Source organism: Kribbella orskensis (genome assembly GCF_004342085.1).
Lineage (GTDB): Bacteria > Actinomycetota > Actinomycetes > Propionibacteriales > Kribbellaceae > Kribbella > Kribbella orskensis.
Genome location: NZ_SLWM01000006.1, coordinates 265,877 through 282,231, shown reverse-complemented (window position 1 = coordinate 282,231; position 16,355 = coordinate 265,877). Strand labels below are relative to the sequence as shown.

Here is a 16,355-nt window from a genome sequence, read left to right as displayed (position 1 = left end):
CTTTGCCCTTGTCCTGCTCGTCCTCTGAATCCCACGCGTGCTCGTCCCGCTGCTGCCCGTCGTTCCCCGTGCCGGTGTCATGTCTGCTCCAGCAACTCGTTCGCGAGTGCCCGCCCGAGGGCCCGTGGGTCGTCCACCGGCCCGTTCGCCGACAGCCGCCGTACGCCGCCCTCCTGGCCGAGCGCTCCCCGGAGCCACAGCTCCGGCCCGTCCTCACCTTCGACCACCTCGGCGAGCGCGCCGACCGGAGCCGTGCACCCTGCCTCGAGCGTGGCCAGCAACTGCCGTTCCGCGGTCACCGCGGCGCGTACCGCGGGATCCTCCAGCGGAGCGAGAGCTGCCAGTACCGCGACGTCGTCGGCGCGGCATTCGATACCCAGGGCGCCTTGCCCCGGTGCCGGCAGAACCTGGATCGGGTCCAGCGTCTCGGTGACCTCCGAAAGCCGGCCCAACCTGGCCAACCCTGCCCTCGCGAGCACCACCGCGTCCAATTTGCCCTCGGCGACCATCGCGATCCGGCTGTCCACGTTGCCGCGGATGCCCGTCAGTTCCAGACCCAGTCCGAGCGCCTCCAGTTGCGCGACCCGGCGGGGTGAACCGGTCCCGACCAGGGCGCCGGTCTGCAGCTCGCCGAGGGTCAGGCCGTCGCGGGCGACCAGTACGTCGCGGGGGTCCTCGCGCTGCGGGACGGCGCCGATCGTCAGGCCGTCGAGCGGCGTGGTCGGCAGGTCCTTGAGCGAGTGCACCGCGATGTCGATCTGGTTGGCCAGCAGGGCGTCGCGCAGCGCGCTGACGAAGATGCCGGTGCCGCCGATCTGCTCCAGCGGCGCCTTGCTGGTGTCGCCGGTCGTCACGATCGGCACCAGCTCGACCTCGTGCCCGAGAGCCCGCAGGCTGTCGGCGACCTGGGTCGCCTGGGCGGTCGCGAGCGCGGAGCGGCGGGTACCGAGCCGGATCATGCGGACTCACCTCCGGTGATCTGCGGTGCCGAATGCTGTGCGGGATCAAGGGCGGAATCACGGGCCGGATCAGCGGCCGGATCATGGGCCGTCTTCGGCGTTGCGTTGGGGGCGGTGACCGCGTCGACCGTCGCGGGGTCCAGCGCGAAGAGCTCGCGCAGCGCCTCCGCGTACGTCGGTCCGCCCGGATCCGCGGCGAGTTCCTTCACCCGCACGGTCGGGGTGTGCAGCACCTTGTCGACCACCCGGCGGATGGTCCGGGCCACCTCGCCGCGCTGGACGTCGTCGAGCCCCGGCAGCTTGCGGTCCAGCCGGGCCAGCTCGGCGTCGACGAGCTCGCTTGCCATCGCCCGGAGCGCGACCACGGTCGGCGTGACGGACGCGGCCCGCCGGGTCGCCTCGAAGGCACCCGTCTCCTCGCCGACGATCCGCCGTACTTCCTCGACGTCGTGCTCGCTGCCGCCCGCGGTACCGGCGAGGTCCGCCAGGGTGACCAGCGTGACGCCGGGGATCCGCGCCGCGGCGGGGTCGACGTCGCGCGGAAGTGCCACGTCCAGTACGCCGAACGGCCGTCCGTCCGCCGCGTTCCGGACCATCTCCTCGGTCAGTACTACGCCGCGCGCGCCGGTGCACGACACGACCAGGTCGGCCTCGGTCAGCGCGTCCGGAACCTCGGCCAGGCGGATCGCAGTACCGCCGACGCGGTCTGTCAGGGCGACGGCACGATCAAAGTTGCGGTTCGCGACAGTGACGCTCGTCGCGCCGCCGGCGAGCAAGGTCTGGGCGGCCAGGGATGCCATCGAACCGGCGCCGACCACCAGCGCGCGGCGACCGGCGAATCCGCCGACGGCCTCGAGTCCGGCCGAGACCACCGAGCGGCCGGCAGAGTCGATGCCGGTCTCGGCGCGGGCGCGCTTACCGACCCGCAACGCGTGCTGGAGCAGGGCGTTCAGGCCGGTGCCGATCGTCTCCAGGTCCTGGCCGACGCGCAGCGTCTCCTTCACCTGGCCGACGATCTGGCTCTCGCCGACGATCATCGAGTCCAGGCCGACCGCGACCTGGAAGAGGTGCGCGACGGCGCCCTCCTCGAAGTGCACGTAGAGGTGCTCGGCCAGGTCCAGCAGCGGCACGCCGGTGATGTCGGAGAGGATCGCGGTGACCTCGTCCATGCCCGCGTGGAAGCGGTCGACGTTCGCGTAGACCTCGGTGCGGTTGCAGGTGGCGAGCACGGCCGACTCGGTCACCGCCGGGGTGTGCTGCACGGCCAGCGCGAGCTTCGTCGCGGCGTCCGGGTCGAGCGCGACCCGTTCCAGGACCGAGATCTCCGCGCTGCGGTGCGAGATGCCGACGACCAGGTAACTCATTTGCGACCTCGCTCCGCGTCGGCCACGCATGAACTGGACTCGCTGTGTTTATTGGTTCGCTCGCTGCGCTCCCTCACGCTCCGACACCCCCACCCACGCTAGGCAGATCGGTCAGACCGTTCATCGTCGCTGGTAGCTCGGGCACCTCGGGGAGCGCCGCCTCTCCGGACTTTCGTTGTTCGTGGTACGCCAGGATCTGCAACTCGATCGAGAGGTCCACCTTGCGGATGTCGACGCCGTCGGGCACGGACAGCACCACCGGCGCGAAGTTCAGGATGCTCGTCACCCCGGCGGCGACCAGGCGGTCGCAGACCTCCTGGGCGGGGCCGGCCGGAGTGGTGATGACGCCGATCGAGACCCGGTCGGAGGCGACGATCTCCTCGAGCTCGGCGAAGTCGCGGACCACCATCTCGCCGATCCGCTCGCCGACCAGGCTCGGGTCGGCGTCCAGCAGCGCCACGATCCGGAAGCCGCGGGTGCCGAAGCCGGAGTAGTTCGCCAGCGCGTGGCCCAGGTTTCCGATCCCGACGATGACCACGGCCCAGTCCTGGGTGACGCCGATCTCGCGGGCGATCTGGTAGCGCAGGTACTCCACGTCGTAGCCGACGCCGCGGGTGCCGTAGGAACCGAGGTAGGACAGGTCCTTGCGGAGCTTGGCCGAGTTGACGCCGGCCGCGGTCGCGAGATCCTCGCTCGACGCGGTGGCGATGCCACTGTCCGACAGCGCGGTCAGGGCCCGCAGATACACCGGCAAGCGCGCGACAGTGGCCTCGGGAATGCCGCGTTCGGTTCTCGTCGGCGCGCCGGGGCGACGGCTGCGGGCAGGCGTCACAATTCTCCTGGAAATGGTGGTTCGCAAGTCACCGCCTCACGGCTGGCGACTACCCCACTCTAGGAGCTTGTGAACGTGAGAACAAAATCGGCGAGGACACCCATGACGGATGTCACTAGTGGCCGCCCGGCGAAGATCACTGAGTTGTCAAGGCCTTCCTCAGCCTGAGCGGGTCCACCCGCCAGAAGTCGTGCTGGCGGCCGTCGACGAAGGTGACCGGGATCTGCTCGCCGTACTGCTCGAACAACGCGGGGTCCTGGGTGATGTCGATCTCGGTCCAGCCGACCCCGAGCTCGCCGCAGACCTGCTCGACGATCGCCCGGGCGTCGTCGCAGAGATGGCAGCCCGGTTTCCCGTACAGCGTGACCCTCACCGGTCCGCCTCCCGCAACCTGCCCTTGGCGACCTTGCCGGTGACCGAGTGCGGCAGGTGGTCGACCACCTCGATCTCCACCGGGCACTTGAACCGCGCCAGCCGCGTCCTGGCGTACTCCAGGATCTCGGCGGGATTCGGCGCCGCGCCGGTCTTCGGTACCACGAACGCCTTCACCGCCTCGCCGGTCTCCTCGGACGGCACGCCGATCACAGCTGCCTCCCGTACTCCGGGGGCGCTGACCAGGACCTCTTCCACCTCGCTGGGGAAGACGTTGAACCCGGACACGATGATCAGCTCACGGAGCCGGTCGACCAGGAACAGGTCCCCGTCGGCGTCGAGGTAACCGACGTCGCCGGTGCGGTACCAGCCCTCGTCGTCCGGCCCGTCCACGCTGTCCGGCCAGTACCCCGAGAACAGGTTGCCGCCGCGGATCACGATCTCGCCGGGGTCGTCGCCCTCGACGTCCTCGCCCAGCTCGTCGGCGATCCGGAGCTCGACATGCGGCAGGGGCCGGCCGACCGAGCCCGGCTTCGGGTCGTCCTCGCCGAGCGTGGTGGTGACACCTGGCGACGCCTCGGTCAGCCCGTATCCCTGGTGCACGAACAACCCGGTGGCCTGCTCGAACCGCTCCGCGAGCCCGCGCTCGAGCGTCGAGGCGCCGGTGAGAACCACCTTCACCGTCTCGAGCGCGTCCTTCAGATCGGGCCGGGCGAGGAACGCGTTCAGCGCCGGCGGAGCCAGCGGCAGCCGCGTTACGCCGTACCGGCGGACCAGGTCGATCGTGGCGGTCGAGTCGAACCGCCGCTCGAGGATGAGCGCCGCGCCGGTGGCGACGGCCCAGCCGAGCACCGCGTTCAGGCCGAACGCGTGGAACATCGGCAGCACGCCGAGCACGACGTCGTCCGGGCCCATCCGGTCCTCGCCCAGGTCGGCGAGGTTCTTCACGTTCGCGCCGAGCGCCCGGTGGGTGAGCATCGCGGCGCGCGGCTCACCACTCGTCCCGGACGTGTAGAGCAGGACGGCGAGTGCCTCCGGATCGGTTTGCGGCGTAAGCGGAGCGTGACCGGTCAGCTCGCCGGGACGGACCACCCGGATGCCCTCGACCTTGTCCGCGAGGTCCCCGTCGGTGACCGCGATCCGGGCGCCGGAGTGCGCGATCACGTGGCCGACCTCGGTCTTGGTCAGGCCCGTGTTCAGCGGTACGGCGACCAGCCCGGCGCGAAGACTTCCCAGGTAGGAGGTGATGAACTCGACGCTGTTGGCCATCAGCAGCACCACCCGGTACCCCGGGACGAGCCCGGCCGCCGCGAACCCCTGGGCAGCCGCGTTCACCGCCGTGTCGAGCTGACCCCAGGTCAGCCGCCGGTCGCCGTCTACCAGCGCGAGACGATCGCCGTGACCTCGCGCTGTGTCACGAAGAGTGTCCGCGAAGTTGAAGTTCACCAGGCGAGTCTGCCACGAGGCCATTAGGGTGCTCTCTGTGACTCGACCTAAGACGTGTGAACTGCGCGCCGGCTCCGCCTCACCGGAGTACTGGGATCGATTGCAGGCACGCGTGACGGGGGCTGTAGAGGTGTACTCCCGGGCGATAGCCGCCACCGCCCGGTGAAGTCGGACGACGTCCGCGCACCGGCGTCGCACGAGGGCCTGGACCTGGCCCGCGCACCGACCTGCCCGGGCTCGGCGAACGACCTTGCGAGGCCCGGGGTGGTGGGGGATCCGTGTGCGGTCAACCCGGACGGCGGGCTACTGCGTCCTGCGCAGGCAACCAGCCGGCGGATCGGTGAATATCGGCTCGGACGGCGCGCGGCACGCCGCGCACTGTTGACAGCGGGTGCGTCAGACGTAACGCTCGGTGCTGTCTCAGCCGCTGCGGGCCTTCGCGGATGTGTCAGACGTAGACGTGTCAGTTGAACGGGGAGAGAACTTGACGACGCCGGAGCCAAGCCCGGACGGGATGAGACGCGCAGAGCTCGTCGATCGCGCCCAGGCAGGTGACGTCGGTGCGTTCGGCGAGCTGTACGACGAGTACTCGCTGACCGTGTATCGCTACATCTACGCGCGGGTGTCGTCATCGGCGCCCGCGGAGGACCTCACCAGCGAGACGTTCGTCCGGGCGCTGCGCGCGCTGGACTCGTTCCGCTGGCAGGGCCGGGACTTCGGTGCCTGGCTGGTGACGATCGCGCGGAACCTGATCACCGACCACTACAAGTCGGGCCGGGTCCGGCTCGAGGTGGTCACCGACGAGATCGAGACCCACGACCGGCAGACGGAGGGCCCCGAGGTCGATGTGCTGGCCGCCGCCACCGCCGAGGTACTGCGGGACGCCGTCGCGGCGCTTCCGGACGAGCAACGCGACTGCCTGACGATGCGGTTCTTCGCCGGTCTGTCGATCGCCGAAACGGCCAAGGCACTCGAGAAGTCGGAGGGCGCCGTCAAGCAACTGCAACTGAGGGCCGTACGGCACTTGGCGAAGGTAATCCCCAAGGACTCGAGGTGAGCAGGATGACAACGAATGTCTTTCGTAACCCGTCAGGGAGTTTCCTCGTTTGCCTGGTGAGGACCTGTCGGTGACCCCGGCTGGCCAATTGAGGAGAACGAGAACTCATGAGTGACCTACACAGGGCTCGAGCGCGCGCGGAGGCATTCGCGCACGCCGTCGATGATGGGCCCCGTCACTCTTCGCGACTGAGCGACGACCCTGAACTGATGGATGCTGTGGAGCTCGCAGGACGGCTGAGGATCGCCGGCGCAGTCTCACCGCGACCAGAGTTCACTGCCGAGCTGAGGCACCGCCTCCTCGAGCAGGCCGCGGCCCGTGCCGCGACGACGACTCCGACCTTGATGCGCAGTGCACCGGACGACCAGGACGAACCGCCTCCGCGCGAGGACGACGACGCGTCCGTGACCTATATCCGCCATCGCCGTCACGGCCGGCGTATCCAGCTCGTGGCCAGTACCGCCGCGCTGGTCCTGCTCGGAGGTGGCATCGGTTCTGCCGCCGCCGCTCAGCAGGCGATGCCCGGCGACACGTTGTACGGGATGAAGCGCAGCATCGAGAACGTCTCCACCAACGTCAGCGTCGGGGACGACTCCCGGGGCCGCCGCGAGCTCCAGCACGCGATGACCAGGCTGTCCGAGATCGATGCGATGGTCGAGAACGGCGGCGACGTCACCACGATCAACAGCACGTTCGACGACTTCTCCGCGCAGGCCCGCAAGGGCGTCTCCCGGCTCGTCGCGTCGTACCAGCAGGACGGCGACGCCACCTCCATCACGGTCGTCACGACGTTCATCACCAGCGCCCGCCAGGCCATCGGTGAGCTCGCTCCGAAACTGCCGCCGGAGTCGCTGAAGGGAGCGGTCGAGGCCCTGGCCACGATCGAGCAGCTCGCTCAGCACACGACCGTCGCGTGCCCGAAGTGCGACAAGCCGAAGCCGGTGAAGAACGCAGGCCCGGCGACCTCCAAGCCGGGCAGCAATGCCGGGCCGACGACCGTGCCCTCCATCAAGCCGAGCGCTTCCAGCGCAACGCCGAGCACGGTGCCGTCCAAGGTCCCGAACACGACGATCCTGCAAGAGCCGACGGCGAAACCGACCGACCTGAAGACGCCACCGAACCCGTCAGACAAGCCCACCACGACACCGTCAGGACCCACCGTCCCGACCCTGCCGACGGGCACCCCAAGCTGGCCCTGGCCGTTCCCGACCCTGAGCCTTCCCCTCCCGACAACCAACCTCCCAGGCGTGATCCAGACTCTGCTCCCGCCCTGGAAGTGACGTAGACATCTGAAGGGCCCACCGCTGCACCGGCACAGCTGTACCGAACGACAGACGTCGCTCACGACGTCAAGCTCCACGCTCGCCGAGGCGGTGGAGGCGTAGACAGAACGCAGTACTTCCTGTCGGTCCGTACACCGCCCGCTTGACCCGGCGACTATCAGCCGCTCTGGCGTCATTGGGCGCCGGCCAGGTGTTTCCCCGTTCAGCCGGTTGAGTTTGCCCGGCCCGGTGGCGGTTGGTCTGCGGCGGTGCACCCGCACGTACTGCGGGATCAGCCGGGCCGGCTCTTGGTGGCGGCGGAGGAGCTGCGTGGGGCGACTAGAAGAAGACGCTGCGGCGTTGCATCAGGAGGGCGTAGAGGGTCTGCTGGATGGTTTCGCGGACCTGGTCGGTGACGTTGAAGACGAGCATGGGGTCGTCGGCGGCGCCTTCGGCGAATTCGTCGGTTCGGATGGGTTCGCCGAACTCGATCAGCCACTTGGAGGGCAGTGGGATCAGGCCGAGGGGTCCCAGCAGGGGGAAGAACGGCGTGATCGGGATGTAAGGCACGCCCAGCAGCCGGGCCAGGGAGGCCATGTTGCCGACGAGGGGGTAAATCTCTTCGGCGCCGACGATCGAGCACGGGACGATCGGTACGCCGGTGCGCATCGCCGCGCTGACGAAGCCGCCGCGGCCGAACCTCTGCAGCTTGTAGCGCTCGCTGAACGGCTTCCCGATCCCCTTGAACCCCTCCGGCCAGACGCCGACCAGGTTGCCCCGGCTCAGCAGCCGCTCGGCATCGTCGTTGCTCGCCAGGGTTGCGCCGCCTTTGCGGGCCAGCTCCCCCACGAACGGGGTCTGGAACACCAGATCCGCGGCGAGCGTGCGCAGCGGGCGGTTCGTGTGGTCCGCGATGATCAGCTGGGTGATCAGCCCGTCCAGCGGCATCGTGCCGGAGTGGTTCGCGACGATCAGCGCGCCGCCGGTGTCGGGGATGTTCTCGACGCCCCGGACCTCGACCCGGAACCACTTCTCCGCCAGCGGGCGCAGTACCGACAGGATGACCTGGTCGGTGAGCTCGGGGTCGTAGCCGAACTCGTCGACCTCGTAGTCGCCGGTCAACCGCCGCCGCAGGAACGCGAGGACCTCGGCGATCTTGGCCTCACCATCAGCCCCGAACGTCTCCCGGATGAACCGCTCGAACCCGGCAAAATCCTGCCCACCCTGTACCGCGGCCTGTACTGCGGCCTCAGGCGCGGCCTGTACTCCGGGCTCAGGCGCGGCCTGTACTCCGGGCTCAGGCGCGGCTTGTACTCCAGGCGCGGCAACACCCCGGGACTCCGCCGGAGATTCCACGGCGGCGGCGCCGGTCTTGGCTGCGCCGGTCTTGGCTGTGCCGGTCTTGGCTGTGCGGGTCTTGGCTGTGCGGGCGCTACGAGCCTTCGTCGCTCCGGGGCCGGCGAGTGCGCGGGCCGCGGCGGACGGCGTGGTACGGCGTCCGCTGCCGCGGCCGGGGCGTCCGCCGGAGCCGATCGGGATGACGTCGGCGTCAGCCACGGAGTGCCCCCAGACCGGCATTCAGCCCGGCGGTCACCAGTCGCGTGGCGGTCGTGACCGCGCCGGGGCCGAGCGAGGCGCGGAAGTCGTCGAAGGCGCCCGCGGTCGTGTACTTCGGTTCGAAGCCGAACTCGCTGCGCATCCGGGTGGTGTCGACGGCCCGGCCATAGGTGAGGAAGGTGATCTGGTCGGGCGAGAAGTCCGCGAGCCTGGCCCGGCGGACCACGGCAGCAGTGCTGGCGGCGGTGAAGGAGGGGAACCGGAGCACCGGGCGGCCGAGGCGGCGGATCGCCTGGGAGAGCGAGAGCACGCCGTCGCCGGCCAGGTTGAAGGTGCCGGGCAGGTCGGTCACGGTCGCGTGGTGGATCGCCTCGACGCCGTCGTCCTCGTGCAGGAACTGCAGGCGGGCGTCGTAGCCGAAGACGGTCGGGACCACCGGCATCGCGAAGTACCGGGTGATCGGGGAGTCGGTCCGCGGGCCGATCCAGTTGGCCATCCGCAGGGTGGTGACGCAGACGTCCGGGCGGCGCCGGGCGAAGCCGCGCACGTAGCCCTCGACCTCGACCGCGTCCTTGCTCAAGCCGGTCTGATGGATCGCCCGGGGCGCCATCTCCTCGGTGAACATCGCGGGGTCGCGCGGGCCGGCGCCGTACACGGTGGTCGACGACTTGACCACCAGCTTGCTCACACCGGGCGCCTTCTGGCACGCGGCGAGCAACTGCATGGTGCCGATGACGTTGATCTCCTTCATCGACGAACGGCCACCGGCGCTGCCGGGGGTCGCCACGACGCCCGTGTGGACGACCGTGTCGACGTCCTCACCGGCGATGACCTTCGCGATGACGGGGTTGCGGATGTCCGCGCGGACGAACCGGACCCGGCCGAGCTCGGCGCGCGGCGGCACCACGTCGATGCCGATCACCGTGTCGATACCGGGATCGGCTGCCAGGCGGCGGGCACAACGAGCACCGGCGTCCCGGGAGACGCCGGTAACCATCACTACCTGTGCCACGAGTACCCCCAGCCAGACAGCAACTCCACACAACGCCAGCCTGTCGCCAGGCCGGCGGGACTTGCTACTTGCCGAGCTTGCGGCGCTGCACCCGCGTCTTCTTCAGCAGCTTGCGGTGCTTCTTCTTCGCCATACGCTTACGGCGCTTCTTGATAACGGAACCCACAGTGGACCTTCCAAACTTAAAGAGAGCGTCGGCAAAGCCTACCTGTAGGTCACCTCCCTGACCTAAGTGAGGCCGGATAGGGTGGTTTTTCGGCGACTGGGGAGGCCTGTATGACCGCTCGTTACAACGGCTTGGCCGATTGGTACGACGCCCGTTTCGTGGTCGGCACGCCACGGCATCTGCCCTCGCTTCCCGAGCTTCTCGGCCCCGGTTCGGGGCCCTGCCTGGATCTCGGCTGCGGCACCGGCCGGAACTTCGACACCATTCGCGACAGCGGGCGCAGCGTCGTCGGCGTGGACCGCTCGGCCGACCCGCCGGCAGGTCGGCATGCGCCACATCCCGCTGCCCGAGTTGCTGAACGTGTTCCTCCGCCCCGAGCTGACGGTCGAACACATCGAGGAGCCCGGCGACATGCCCGTCCCCCACGCCCTCGCCATCAAGGCCCGGCGGAACTGACATGGTCTCCCTGAGGCCGTGGACGGCGGACGACTTCTCGCTGCTGGAGCAGTGCAACACCGCCGAGATGACCGCGTTCCTCGGCGGCCCGGAGACCCCGGAGCAGCTGATCTCGCGGCACCAGCGGTACGTCGAGAACGCGTTCGCCGGGCAGATGTACGTGATCCGCACGGCTGACGGGGATCCGGCCGGCTCGATCGGCTACTGGGAACACGAGGAGAACGGCGACGCGGTCTGGGAGACCGGCTGGGCGATCCTGCCCGAGCACCAGGGCAAGGGGCTCGCCACGGCCGCGATCGCCGAGGTGACGAAGGCGGCAGCCGCCGAGGGTTCGCATCGCACCTTGCACGCTTATCCGGGCGTGGACAACGGCGCCTCGAACGCTTTGTGCCGCAAAGCCGGCTTCACCTTGCTGGAGGCCCGGGAGTTCGAGTACCCGAAGGGTCACTGGATGCGCTGCAACGACTGGTCTCTCGACCTCTGACGCGGCTTCAGGCGAGGTGTTCCCAGGTGGTGAGGGTCAGTTCGCGGCCCTTGTCCGTCACGGTGATGAGCGGGAGGTCGGTGAGCCGGTAGCCGGCCCGCCGGGCGACTGCTGAGCTCGCGGCGTTGTCCGGCTCGATCTCCAGGATCAGGCGCTCGAGACCGAGCACCTCGTGCGCGTACTCCGTCAGCAGGATCAGCGAGCGATGGGCCAGGCCCTTGCCGCGGAAGGCGGGTCCCACGGCGTACCCGAGGGCGGCGGTCTTCCCGTTCACCATCACCTCGCCCATCGGCTCGCCGCCGTCCGTGGTGATGGCGAGGTGGACCCGCCCGTTGTCGCTGTGCGCCGCGTCGACGTAGGCCTCGGCCGCCGCCAGGTCGAACGGCGTCACGAGCGGCGTCCAGTACGCGACCTCGGGATTGTCGAACAACTCCACCATCGCGACCACGTCGCCGCGTTCCCACTCCCGCAGTACCAGTCCGTCCCCTGCCAGCCGCACCCCTGGCCCGCCGTACCTCGTCGTCATGCCCGCCAGTCTCCCCCACCGCAAGACCACCACACCCGGCCTCCCGTAAGGTTCCAGGAGTGACACACGGGCACCTCGATCCGGCGTCGCGGGAGCCGATCGACCCCGACGTCGATCTGCGGCACCCCGCCCCGGCCGAGGTCCGGGCGAGTGAACTGCCGGTCGTGACGGCGATCGCGATCGGCGGTGCGATCGGCGCCTCGGCGCGCTACCTGGTCGGGCTGGCCTGGCCGACCCCGTCCGGGTCGTTGCCCTGGGCCACCTTCATGATCAACATGGTGGGCTGCGCGCTGATCGGCGTCCTGATAGTCCTCGTCTCCGAGGTCTGGACGACGCACCGGCTGGTGCGGCCCTTCCTGGGAACGGGAATCCTGGGCGGCTTCACCACCTTCTCCACCTACGCCGTCGACATCCAGGGACTCCTCAACGACGGCCACCCCGTCACCGCGTTGCTCTACCTGGCGATCACCGTGATCGGCGCGCTGGCAGCGGTCTGGGCCACCACCACGACGACCCGGGCGCTCGTCCACCGGAGGTCGCGATGAAGTTGCTCCTGGTGATCGCCGGCGCGCTGGTCGGCGCTCCACTGCGCTATCTGACAGACCGCTTCATCCAGCAACGGCACGACAGCGACTTCCCGTGGGGCACGTTCACCGTGAACGTCGTGGGGTCGGCGATCCTCGGTTTCGTCACCGGCGCGACGAGCGCCGCGGACGTTCCGCACTGGGTCCAACTCCTCGTGGGCACAGGGTTCTGCGGTGCGCTGACCACCTACTCGACCTTCTCCTACGAGACGCTGCGCCTGTTCGAACGAGGATCCAGATTCACCGCCGGCCTGAACGTCGCGGCCAGTATCCTTGCCGCCCTCGGCTCGGCCTATCTCGGTCTCGCGGTCACCCAGTCGATCTGGCCGTGACAGCGTGGGTAAATGGCTGGGACTGAGCCGCGGTGGCTGTTAGCCTCGCTGGTATGAGCATCCGTCCGTTGTCGCCGATGATGCCCCGCGCGCGGGGCTGCTGACACACGGACATCTGACGATTCCGAGGCCCCGAGTCGGGGCCTCTTTCGCGTTGTGGGCCTCGTCTCGGCTGATGAGGAGGTACCGATGACGCGTTCCTACATCACCACGACCATCCCGTTCGTCAATGCCCGGCCGCATCTGGGGTTCGCCCTGGAACTGGTCCAGGCGGACGTGCTGGCACGACATCGCCGCCTGGCCGGCCACGAGGTCCGCTTCCTCACCGGGACCGACGAGAACTCCCTGAAGAACGTGCTGGCCGCGGAGGCGGAACGCATCGGAGTACAGGAGTTGGTCGATCGCAATGCGGCTGCTTTCGAAGGGCTGCGGGGGCCGCTGGAGTTGTCGTTCGACGACTTCATCCGCACGAGCACTGATCCGCGGCACCAGGTCGGAGTTGAGCGGTTGTGGGAGCGGTGTGCCGCCGCGGGAGACCTCTACCGCAAGCACTATGAGGGCCTGTACTGCGTCGGCTGCGAGCAGTTCTACGCGGCGGACGACCTCACCGACGGGCGATGTCCTGAGCACGGCACCGAACCGCAACTCGTGGCCGAGGAGAACTGGTTCTTCCGGCTGTCCCGGTACGCCGAAACCCTGCGGGAGCTGATCTCGAGCAACCGGTTACGAGTCGTACCGGCGAGCCGGCGCAACGAAGTACTGAGCCTGATCGCGAGCGGGTTGCACGACTTCTCCGTCTCGCGGTCGCAGCAGCGCGCTCGCGGCTGGGGCATCCCGGTCCCTGGTGATCCCGATCAGGTCGTCTATGTCTGGTGGGATGCCTTGGGCAACTACGTGACGAGTCTCGGCTACGGTGGCGACGAGACCGACCTCGACAAGTGGTGGACCGGCGCGAACCACCGGATTCACCTGGCAGGCAAGGGCGTCGTCCGGTTCCACGCCGTCTACTGGCCGGCGATGCTGCTGTCCGCCGGATTGCCGTTGCCGACGGCGATCTTCGTGCACGACTACCTCACCGTCGACGGCCGCAAGCTCAGCAAGTCGAGCGGTACGGCGATCGACCCGGCCGACCTGGTCGCCGAGTTCGGGGTGGACGCCGTGCGCTGGTGGCTGATCCGCGAGGTTCCGCGCACCGGCGACGCGGACTTCACCGTGGACCGCCTGATCAGCCGCGCCAACTCGGACCTCGCCGGCGGCCTGGGCAACCTCGTCAACCGGGTCGTCTCGATGATCCATCGGTACCGCGACGGCCGCGCCGCGCCGGCGACCAGCGGAGCGGCGGCCGGGACTGAGGAGCTCCTGCGCGTCTGGGACACGGCACCTTGTGAGGTCTCCGAGTACTTGACGGAGTTCGACTTCCGCCGGGCGGCGGCCGCGCTCTGGACGATCGTGGAGGCCGCCAACCGATGCATCGAGACCACCAGACCCTGGGAACTGGCGCGGAACCAGTCCTCAGACCTCGACGACGTACTCGACCTCCTCCTGCAGACCTGTCTCGGCCTCGCAGCCGAGCTGGAGCCTTTCCTGCCAGGAGCTTCAGCCCGCATCAGGGAACAGTGCACCGCCGTCGATGGCGTCCTCCCCGCGGCGACCCCGCTCTTCCCGCGACTGGATCACAAGTCGATCCAGTAGCGGCGGGTCAGCCCCAGAGTGGTCGTGCGCACGTCTTCAAGCACCCCGCCGTTGCCCTCGATCGTGCGGGCGGACGCGACGTTGGTGTCGTCGCAGGTGACGAGCACGCGAGCCAGCCCCAGCTCGCGTGCTCTGTCCAGGGTCTCACCCAAGGCCCACGTCGCCAGCCCCCGCCGACGCGCGGACGGCCGTACGCCGTACCCGATGTGACCGCCGGCATCGAGCAGGAAGTCGTTCAACTCGTGCCGCAGCGAGATCGCGCCCAGGTACGTCTCGTCCTCGACGATCCACCAGTAGCTGGCGTGCACCCGTCCTGGATCGACCGGGATCGAGTGGTCCGCCTGCCGCCTCAATCGCTCGACCCAGCGGGCGAAACCTTCGGGCGACTCCACCTCGTCGCCCTCTCCCAGGCCGGCGCCGTCCTGGTGGGCGGCACCCCACTCCTTCAGCGAGTCCAGCCACGACTCCCGCAACTCCACAGTCGGCACCACAAGCTCAACCATCCCCCGACGATAAGCTCCGCGGCCCCTTCGCCCGCACCTATTTTGGCTCGGTGGGTGCCATCGGCGAGGGTCGTGCGGCTGCTCCCCGACGGCCCGGATCGCCAGTCGCTGGCCACGGCCGAATCCGCGATCACCGCGACCGTGGCTCCGCTGTCGCCCCGGGACCTGGCAGGGCCGGTGACGTTCGGGATCGCCGGGCTGGTAGTGGCCGTCGGGCTGCGCGGGTCAGCGGTCGAGGAACGTGCAGATACAGACCTTGTTGCCCTCGGGGTCGGCGAGCACGGTGAACGACGGCGCTTCCTTGTCGTAGACCACCTTGCCGCCGGCCGCCACCCCGGCGGCGATGCGCTCGTGGGCGACGTCGTGCGGCACCCAGAGGTCGATGTGGAAGCGCTGCCGCGGGGTCTCGTGCGCATCGGTGCCCTGGAACCAGATGGTCGGCACCTGGCCGCCCGGATCGCGAACGTCGTCACCCTGCCGTGAATCGGTGCTGCTCGTGAGCACCGCGGCCCAGAACGGCCCGAGCGCCGCGACATCGGCAGTGTCCAAGCCCAGCTCGACCTGAGTCACCGCGCGCGGGTCCGCCGCGATCCCCTGTTCCTTCGCGAGCTCACTGATCCGCCGGGCGACCTCGACATCCTTCTGCGTCACCCACGGCACCTGCATCGCGGGCCCGTCGTCCGGTTGGTAGACCGCGTCGTCACTGATCAACTTCAGGTCGACGAACGTAGCGGTCAGCTTCACCTCGGGCTGGTGCGCCAGCTCCTCACCGAGCGCACCGATCGCCGCGACGAACCTCAGCCCGGTGGCGAAATCACCGGTCAGGAACCGCCCATGGAACGCCTGAGCCAGCTTCCGCCAGTCCGCAAGCTCCGCCCCGACGATGTCCTTCGTCTTCAACATCTCCCGCAAGCTCTCAGTCATGCGGCCACCGTAGGACCCAACCCGGACACTCCGCTTCCGCGAACCAGCAACCTTCTCCACTGACCGGGCGGATTCAGACCCGAAGCTCAGGCGGGAACCCCGTCCAGCGGAGCTCGGGAGGGAGATGTCCCAGGTCGTTGTAGACCAGCATGCTCGCGGCCCGGCCGGGCGCGTAGCGGATCACGGTCAGCGCCGCGTTCGCGTGGTTGAGCGCCATCCACCGCCACTTCGGGGCGTCGAGAGCGTCGCGGATCAACCAGGCGACGACGAAGTTGTGAGTCACGACGAGCTCATGCCGCGGTTCGTCCCCGTCGACCGGTCCGGTGAACTCCGCAAGGGCTCGCTGGGCCAGCGGCGGACCGGACTCGAGCTCTTCCGGTGAGAACAGCGCCAGGAAATCCAGCGTGCTGTCGGCCAGATCCGGCGGGAGTTCGTCTCTCTCCGGCACGTAGGGGATGTAGTCGCCGACCAGCTCGGACTCCTCCAGCGGAACGCCGTCGAGCTGGCCGCGAACCAGCCGGGCCGTCTGCGCCGCCCGCGCGAGCGGACTGTGGTGAATCGCTGTCAGAGGCGCCGACCGAAGCCGCTCACCGAGCAGAGCCGCCTGGCGAAGGCCGGCGGCGGAGAGTTCGCTCTGATCAGGTGACGCCTCGCCATGTCGTGCGAGGTAGAGATACCGCGCCGCAGTACCGGCCATGACCGTTCCCCCTTCGACCTCACCCCACCTATAGGCAGGCTAGCCCGCCGGTACTGCGAACGCTCGGGCTCAGGAGGTGACAAAGCGCAGGGCGAAGCGGCCGGTCCCCGCAGGGAGCCGACCGCCATCG

General features: G+C 69.2%; 19 protein-coding genes and 1 pseudogene. 8 read left to right on the top strand and 12 right to left on the bottom strand.

Features of this window, described 5'->3' with window-relative positions:
* Positions 1–77: 77 nt before the first annotated feature.
* The 5 genes from hemC to EV644_RS19220 form a co-directional block, all read right to left on the bottom strand.
* Positions 78–959 carry a hydroxymethylbilane synthase gene (hemC, locus tag EV644_RS19240; protein ID WP_132189666.1) on the bottom strand — a complete coding sequence of 294 codons (882 nt, stop codon included), beginning with the start codon at positions 957–959 and terminating at the stop codon, positions 78–80.
* Positions 956–2,323: a glutamyl-tRNA reductase gene (locus EV644_RS19235; protein ID WP_132189665.1), complete on the bottom strand. Its 1,368-nt coding sequence runs from the start codon at positions 2,321–2,323 to the stop codon at positions 956–958. The genes hemC and EV644_RS19235 overlap by 4 nt, the downstream gene beginning before the upstream one ends.
* 73 nt (positions 2,324–2,396) lie before the next feature.
* Complete coding sequence (locus EV644_RS19230) at positions 2,397–3,155, bottom strand: redox-sensing transcriptional repressor Rex (protein ID WP_132189664.1); 759 nt, start codon at positions 3,153–3,155, stop codon at positions 2,397–2,399.
* A 136-nt stretch (positions 3,156–3,291) separates the two neighbouring features.
* Entirely contained in the window at positions 3,292–3,528 is a 237-nt protein-coding gene (locus EV644_RS19225) for a glutaredoxin family protein (RefSeq protein WP_132189663.1), read from the bottom strand.
* A complete protein-coding gene (locus tag EV644_RS19220) occupies positions 3,525–4,973 on the bottom strand; it encodes an AMP-binding protein (protein ID WP_132189662.1) in 1,449 nt (482 codons plus the stop codon). Before EV644_RS19220 ends, EV644_RS19225 begins: the two co-directional genes overlap by 4 nt.
* A gap of 514 nt (positions 4,974–5,487) precedes the next feature.
* Here EV644_RS19220 and EV644_RS19215 point away from each other — a divergent pair.
* Both EV644_RS19215 and EV644_RS19210 read left to right on the top strand, forming a co-directional pair.
* Complete coding sequence (locus EV644_RS19215; RefSeq protein ID WP_132189661.1) at positions 5,488–6,030, top strand: sigma-70 family RNA polymerase sigma factor; 543 nt, start codon at positions 5,488–5,490, stop codon at positions 6,028–6,030.
* A gap of 209 nt (positions 6,031–6,239) precedes the next feature.
* Entirely contained in the window at positions 6,240–7,310 is a 1,071-nt protein-coding gene (locus EV644_RS19210) for a DUF5667 domain-containing protein (RefSeq protein WP_132189660.1), read from the top strand.
* Between the two features lie 321 nt (positions 7,311–7,631).
* Here EV644_RS19210 and EV644_RS19205 read toward each other — a convergent pair whose 3' ends face one another.
* From EV644_RS19205 to EV644_RS19195, 3 genes are all read right to left on the bottom strand, one after another.
* Entirely contained in the window at positions 7,632–8,849 is a 1,218-nt protein-coding gene (locus tag EV644_RS19205; RefSeq protein ID WP_132189659.1) for a lysophospholipid acyltransferase family protein, read from the bottom strand.
* A complete protein-coding gene (locus tag EV644_RS19200; RefSeq protein WP_369410502.1) occupies positions 8,842–9,861 on the bottom strand; it encodes an NAD-dependent epimerase/dehydratase family protein in 1,020 nt (339 codons plus the stop codon). The genes EV644_RS19205 and EV644_RS19200 overlap by 8 nt, the downstream gene beginning before the upstream one ends.
* Before the next feature lie 64 nt (positions 9,862–9,925).
* Positions 9,926–10,027: a 30S ribosomal protein bS22 gene (locus EV644_RS19195; protein WP_008356322.1), complete on the bottom strand. Its 102-nt coding sequence runs from the start codon at positions 10,025–10,027 to the stop codon at positions 9,926–9,928.
* A 110-nt stretch (positions 10,028–10,137) separates the two neighbouring features.
* Between EV644_RS19195 and EV644_RS47805 the strand changes: the two are divergent.
* The 3 genes and pseudogenes from EV644_RS47805 to EV644_RS19190 form a co-directional block, all read left to right on the top strand.
* A pseudogene (locus tag EV644_RS47805) lies at positions 10,138–10,296 on the top strand (class I SAM-dependent methyltransferase); the annotation flags it as partial.
* A gap of 58 nt (positions 10,297–10,354) precedes the next feature.
* Positions 10,355–10,483, top strand: coding sequence for a hypothetical protein (locus tag EV644_RS47215; RefSeq protein WP_255511325.1), 129 nt, complete (start codon positions 10,355–10,357; stop codon positions 10,481–10,483).
* Position 10,484: 1 nt separating this feature from the next.
* Positions 10,485–10,967: a GNAT family N-acetyltransferase gene (locus EV644_RS19190; protein ID WP_132189658.1), complete on the top strand. Its 483-nt coding sequence runs from the start codon at positions 10,485–10,487 to the stop codon at positions 10,965–10,967.
* A 7-nt stretch (positions 10,968–10,974) separates the two neighbouring features.
* Here the strand turns inward: EV644_RS19190 and EV644_RS19185 are convergent, their stop codons facing one another.
* Positions 10,975–11,493, bottom strand: coding sequence for a GNAT family N-acetyltransferase (locus EV644_RS19185; protein WP_132189657.1), 519 nt, complete (start codon positions 11,491–11,493; stop codon positions 10,975–10,977).
* Between the two features lie 59 nt (positions 11,494–11,552).
* On the opposite strand from EV644_RS19185, the gene crcB (EV644_RS19180) reads away from it, so the two are divergent.
* The 3 genes from crcB (EV644_RS19180) to metG all read left to right on the top strand — a co-directional run bounded on the left by crcB (EV644_RS19180) (position 11,553) and on the right by metG (position 14,101).
* Positions 11,553–12,038, top strand: a complete 486-nt coding sequence (gene crcB / locus EV644_RS19180; RefSeq protein ID WP_132189656.1) for a fluoride efflux transporter CrcB — start codon at positions 11,553–11,555, stop codon at positions 12,036–12,038.
* Entirely contained in the window at positions 12,035–12,409 is a 375-nt protein-coding gene (gene crcB, locus EV644_RS19175) for a fluoride efflux transporter CrcB (RefSeq protein WP_132189655.1), read from the top strand. The genes crcB (EV644_RS19180) and crcB (EV644_RS19175) overlap by 4 nt, the downstream gene beginning before the upstream one ends.
* A 189-nt stretch (positions 12,410–12,598) precedes the next feature.
* A complete protein-coding gene (metG, locus tag EV644_RS19170) occupies positions 12,599–14,101 on the top strand; it encodes a methionine--tRNA ligase (RefSeq protein ID WP_132189654.1) in 1,503 nt (500 codons plus the stop codon).
* Here the strand turns inward: metG and EV644_RS19165 are convergent.
* From EV644_RS19165 to EV644_RS19155, 3 genes are all read right to left on the bottom strand, one after another.
* Positions 14,083–14,604: a GNAT family N-acetyltransferase gene (locus EV644_RS19165; RefSeq protein WP_132189653.1), complete on the bottom strand. Its 522-nt coding sequence runs from the start codon at positions 14,602–14,604 to the stop codon at positions 14,083–14,085. The two genes, metG and EV644_RS19165, sit on opposite strands and share 19 nt — an antisense overlap.
* Before the next feature lie 225 nt (positions 14,605–14,829).
* Complete coding sequence (locus tag EV644_RS19160) at positions 14,830–15,528, bottom strand: 4a-hydroxytetrahydrobiopterin dehydratase (RefSeq protein WP_241998374.1); 699 nt, start codon at positions 15,526–15,528, stop codon at positions 14,830–14,832.
* Between the two features lie 73 nt (positions 15,529–15,601).
* Positions 15,602–16,225: a histidine phosphatase family protein gene (locus EV644_RS19155; protein ID WP_132189652.1), complete on the bottom strand. Its 624-nt coding sequence runs from the start codon at positions 16,223–16,225 to the stop codon at positions 15,602–15,604.
* Positions 16,226–16,355 lie beyond the last annotated feature (130 nt).

Coding starts and splice junctions, on each gene's coding strand:
- EV644_RS19155 (WP_132189652.1), bottom strand. CDS start 16,225: ATGGCCGGTACTGCGGCGCGGTATCTCTACCTCGCACGACATGGCGAG.
- EV644_RS47215 (WP_255511325.1), top strand. CDS start 10,355: ATGCGCCACATCCCGCTGCCCGAGTTGCTGAACGTGTTCCTCCGCCCC.
- EV644_RS19235 (WP_132189665.1), bottom strand. CDS start 2,323: ATGAGTTACCTGGTCGTCGGCATCTCGCACCGCAGCGCGGAGATCTCG.
- EV644_RS19160 (WP_241998374.1), bottom strand. CDS start 15,528: ATGACTGAGAGCTTGCGGGAGATGTTGAAGACGAAGGACATCGTCGGG.
- EV644_RS19215 (WP_132189661.1), top strand. CDS start 5,488: ATGAGACGCGCAGAGCTCGTCGATCGCGCCCAGGCAGGTGACGTCGGT.
- metG (WP_132189654.1), top strand. CDS start 12,599: ATGACGCGTTCCTACATCACCACGACCATCCCGTTCGTCAATGCCCGG.
- EV644_RS19190 (WP_132189658.1), top strand. CDS start 10,485: ATGGTCTCCCTGAGGCCGTGGACGGCGGACGACTTCTCGCTGCTGGAG.
- EV644_RS19210 (WP_132189660.1), top strand. CDS start 6,240: ATGGATGCTGTGGAGCTCGCAGGACGGCTGAGGATCGCCGGCGCAGTC.
- hemC (WP_132189666.1), bottom strand. CDS start 959: ATGATCCGGCTCGGTACCCGCCGCTCCGCGCTCGCGACCGCCCAGGCG.
- EV644_RS19185 (WP_132189657.1), bottom strand. CDS start 11,493: ATGACGACGAGGTACGGCGGGCCAGGGGTGCGGCTGGCAGGGGACGGA.
- EV644_RS19165 (WP_132189653.1), bottom strand. CDS start 14,604: ATGGTTGAGCTTGTGGTGCCGACTGTGGAGTTGCGGGAGTCGTGGCTG.
- crcB (WP_132189655.1), top strand. CDS start 12,035: ATGAAGTTGCTCCTGGTGATCGCCGGCGCGCTGGTCGGCGCTCCACTG.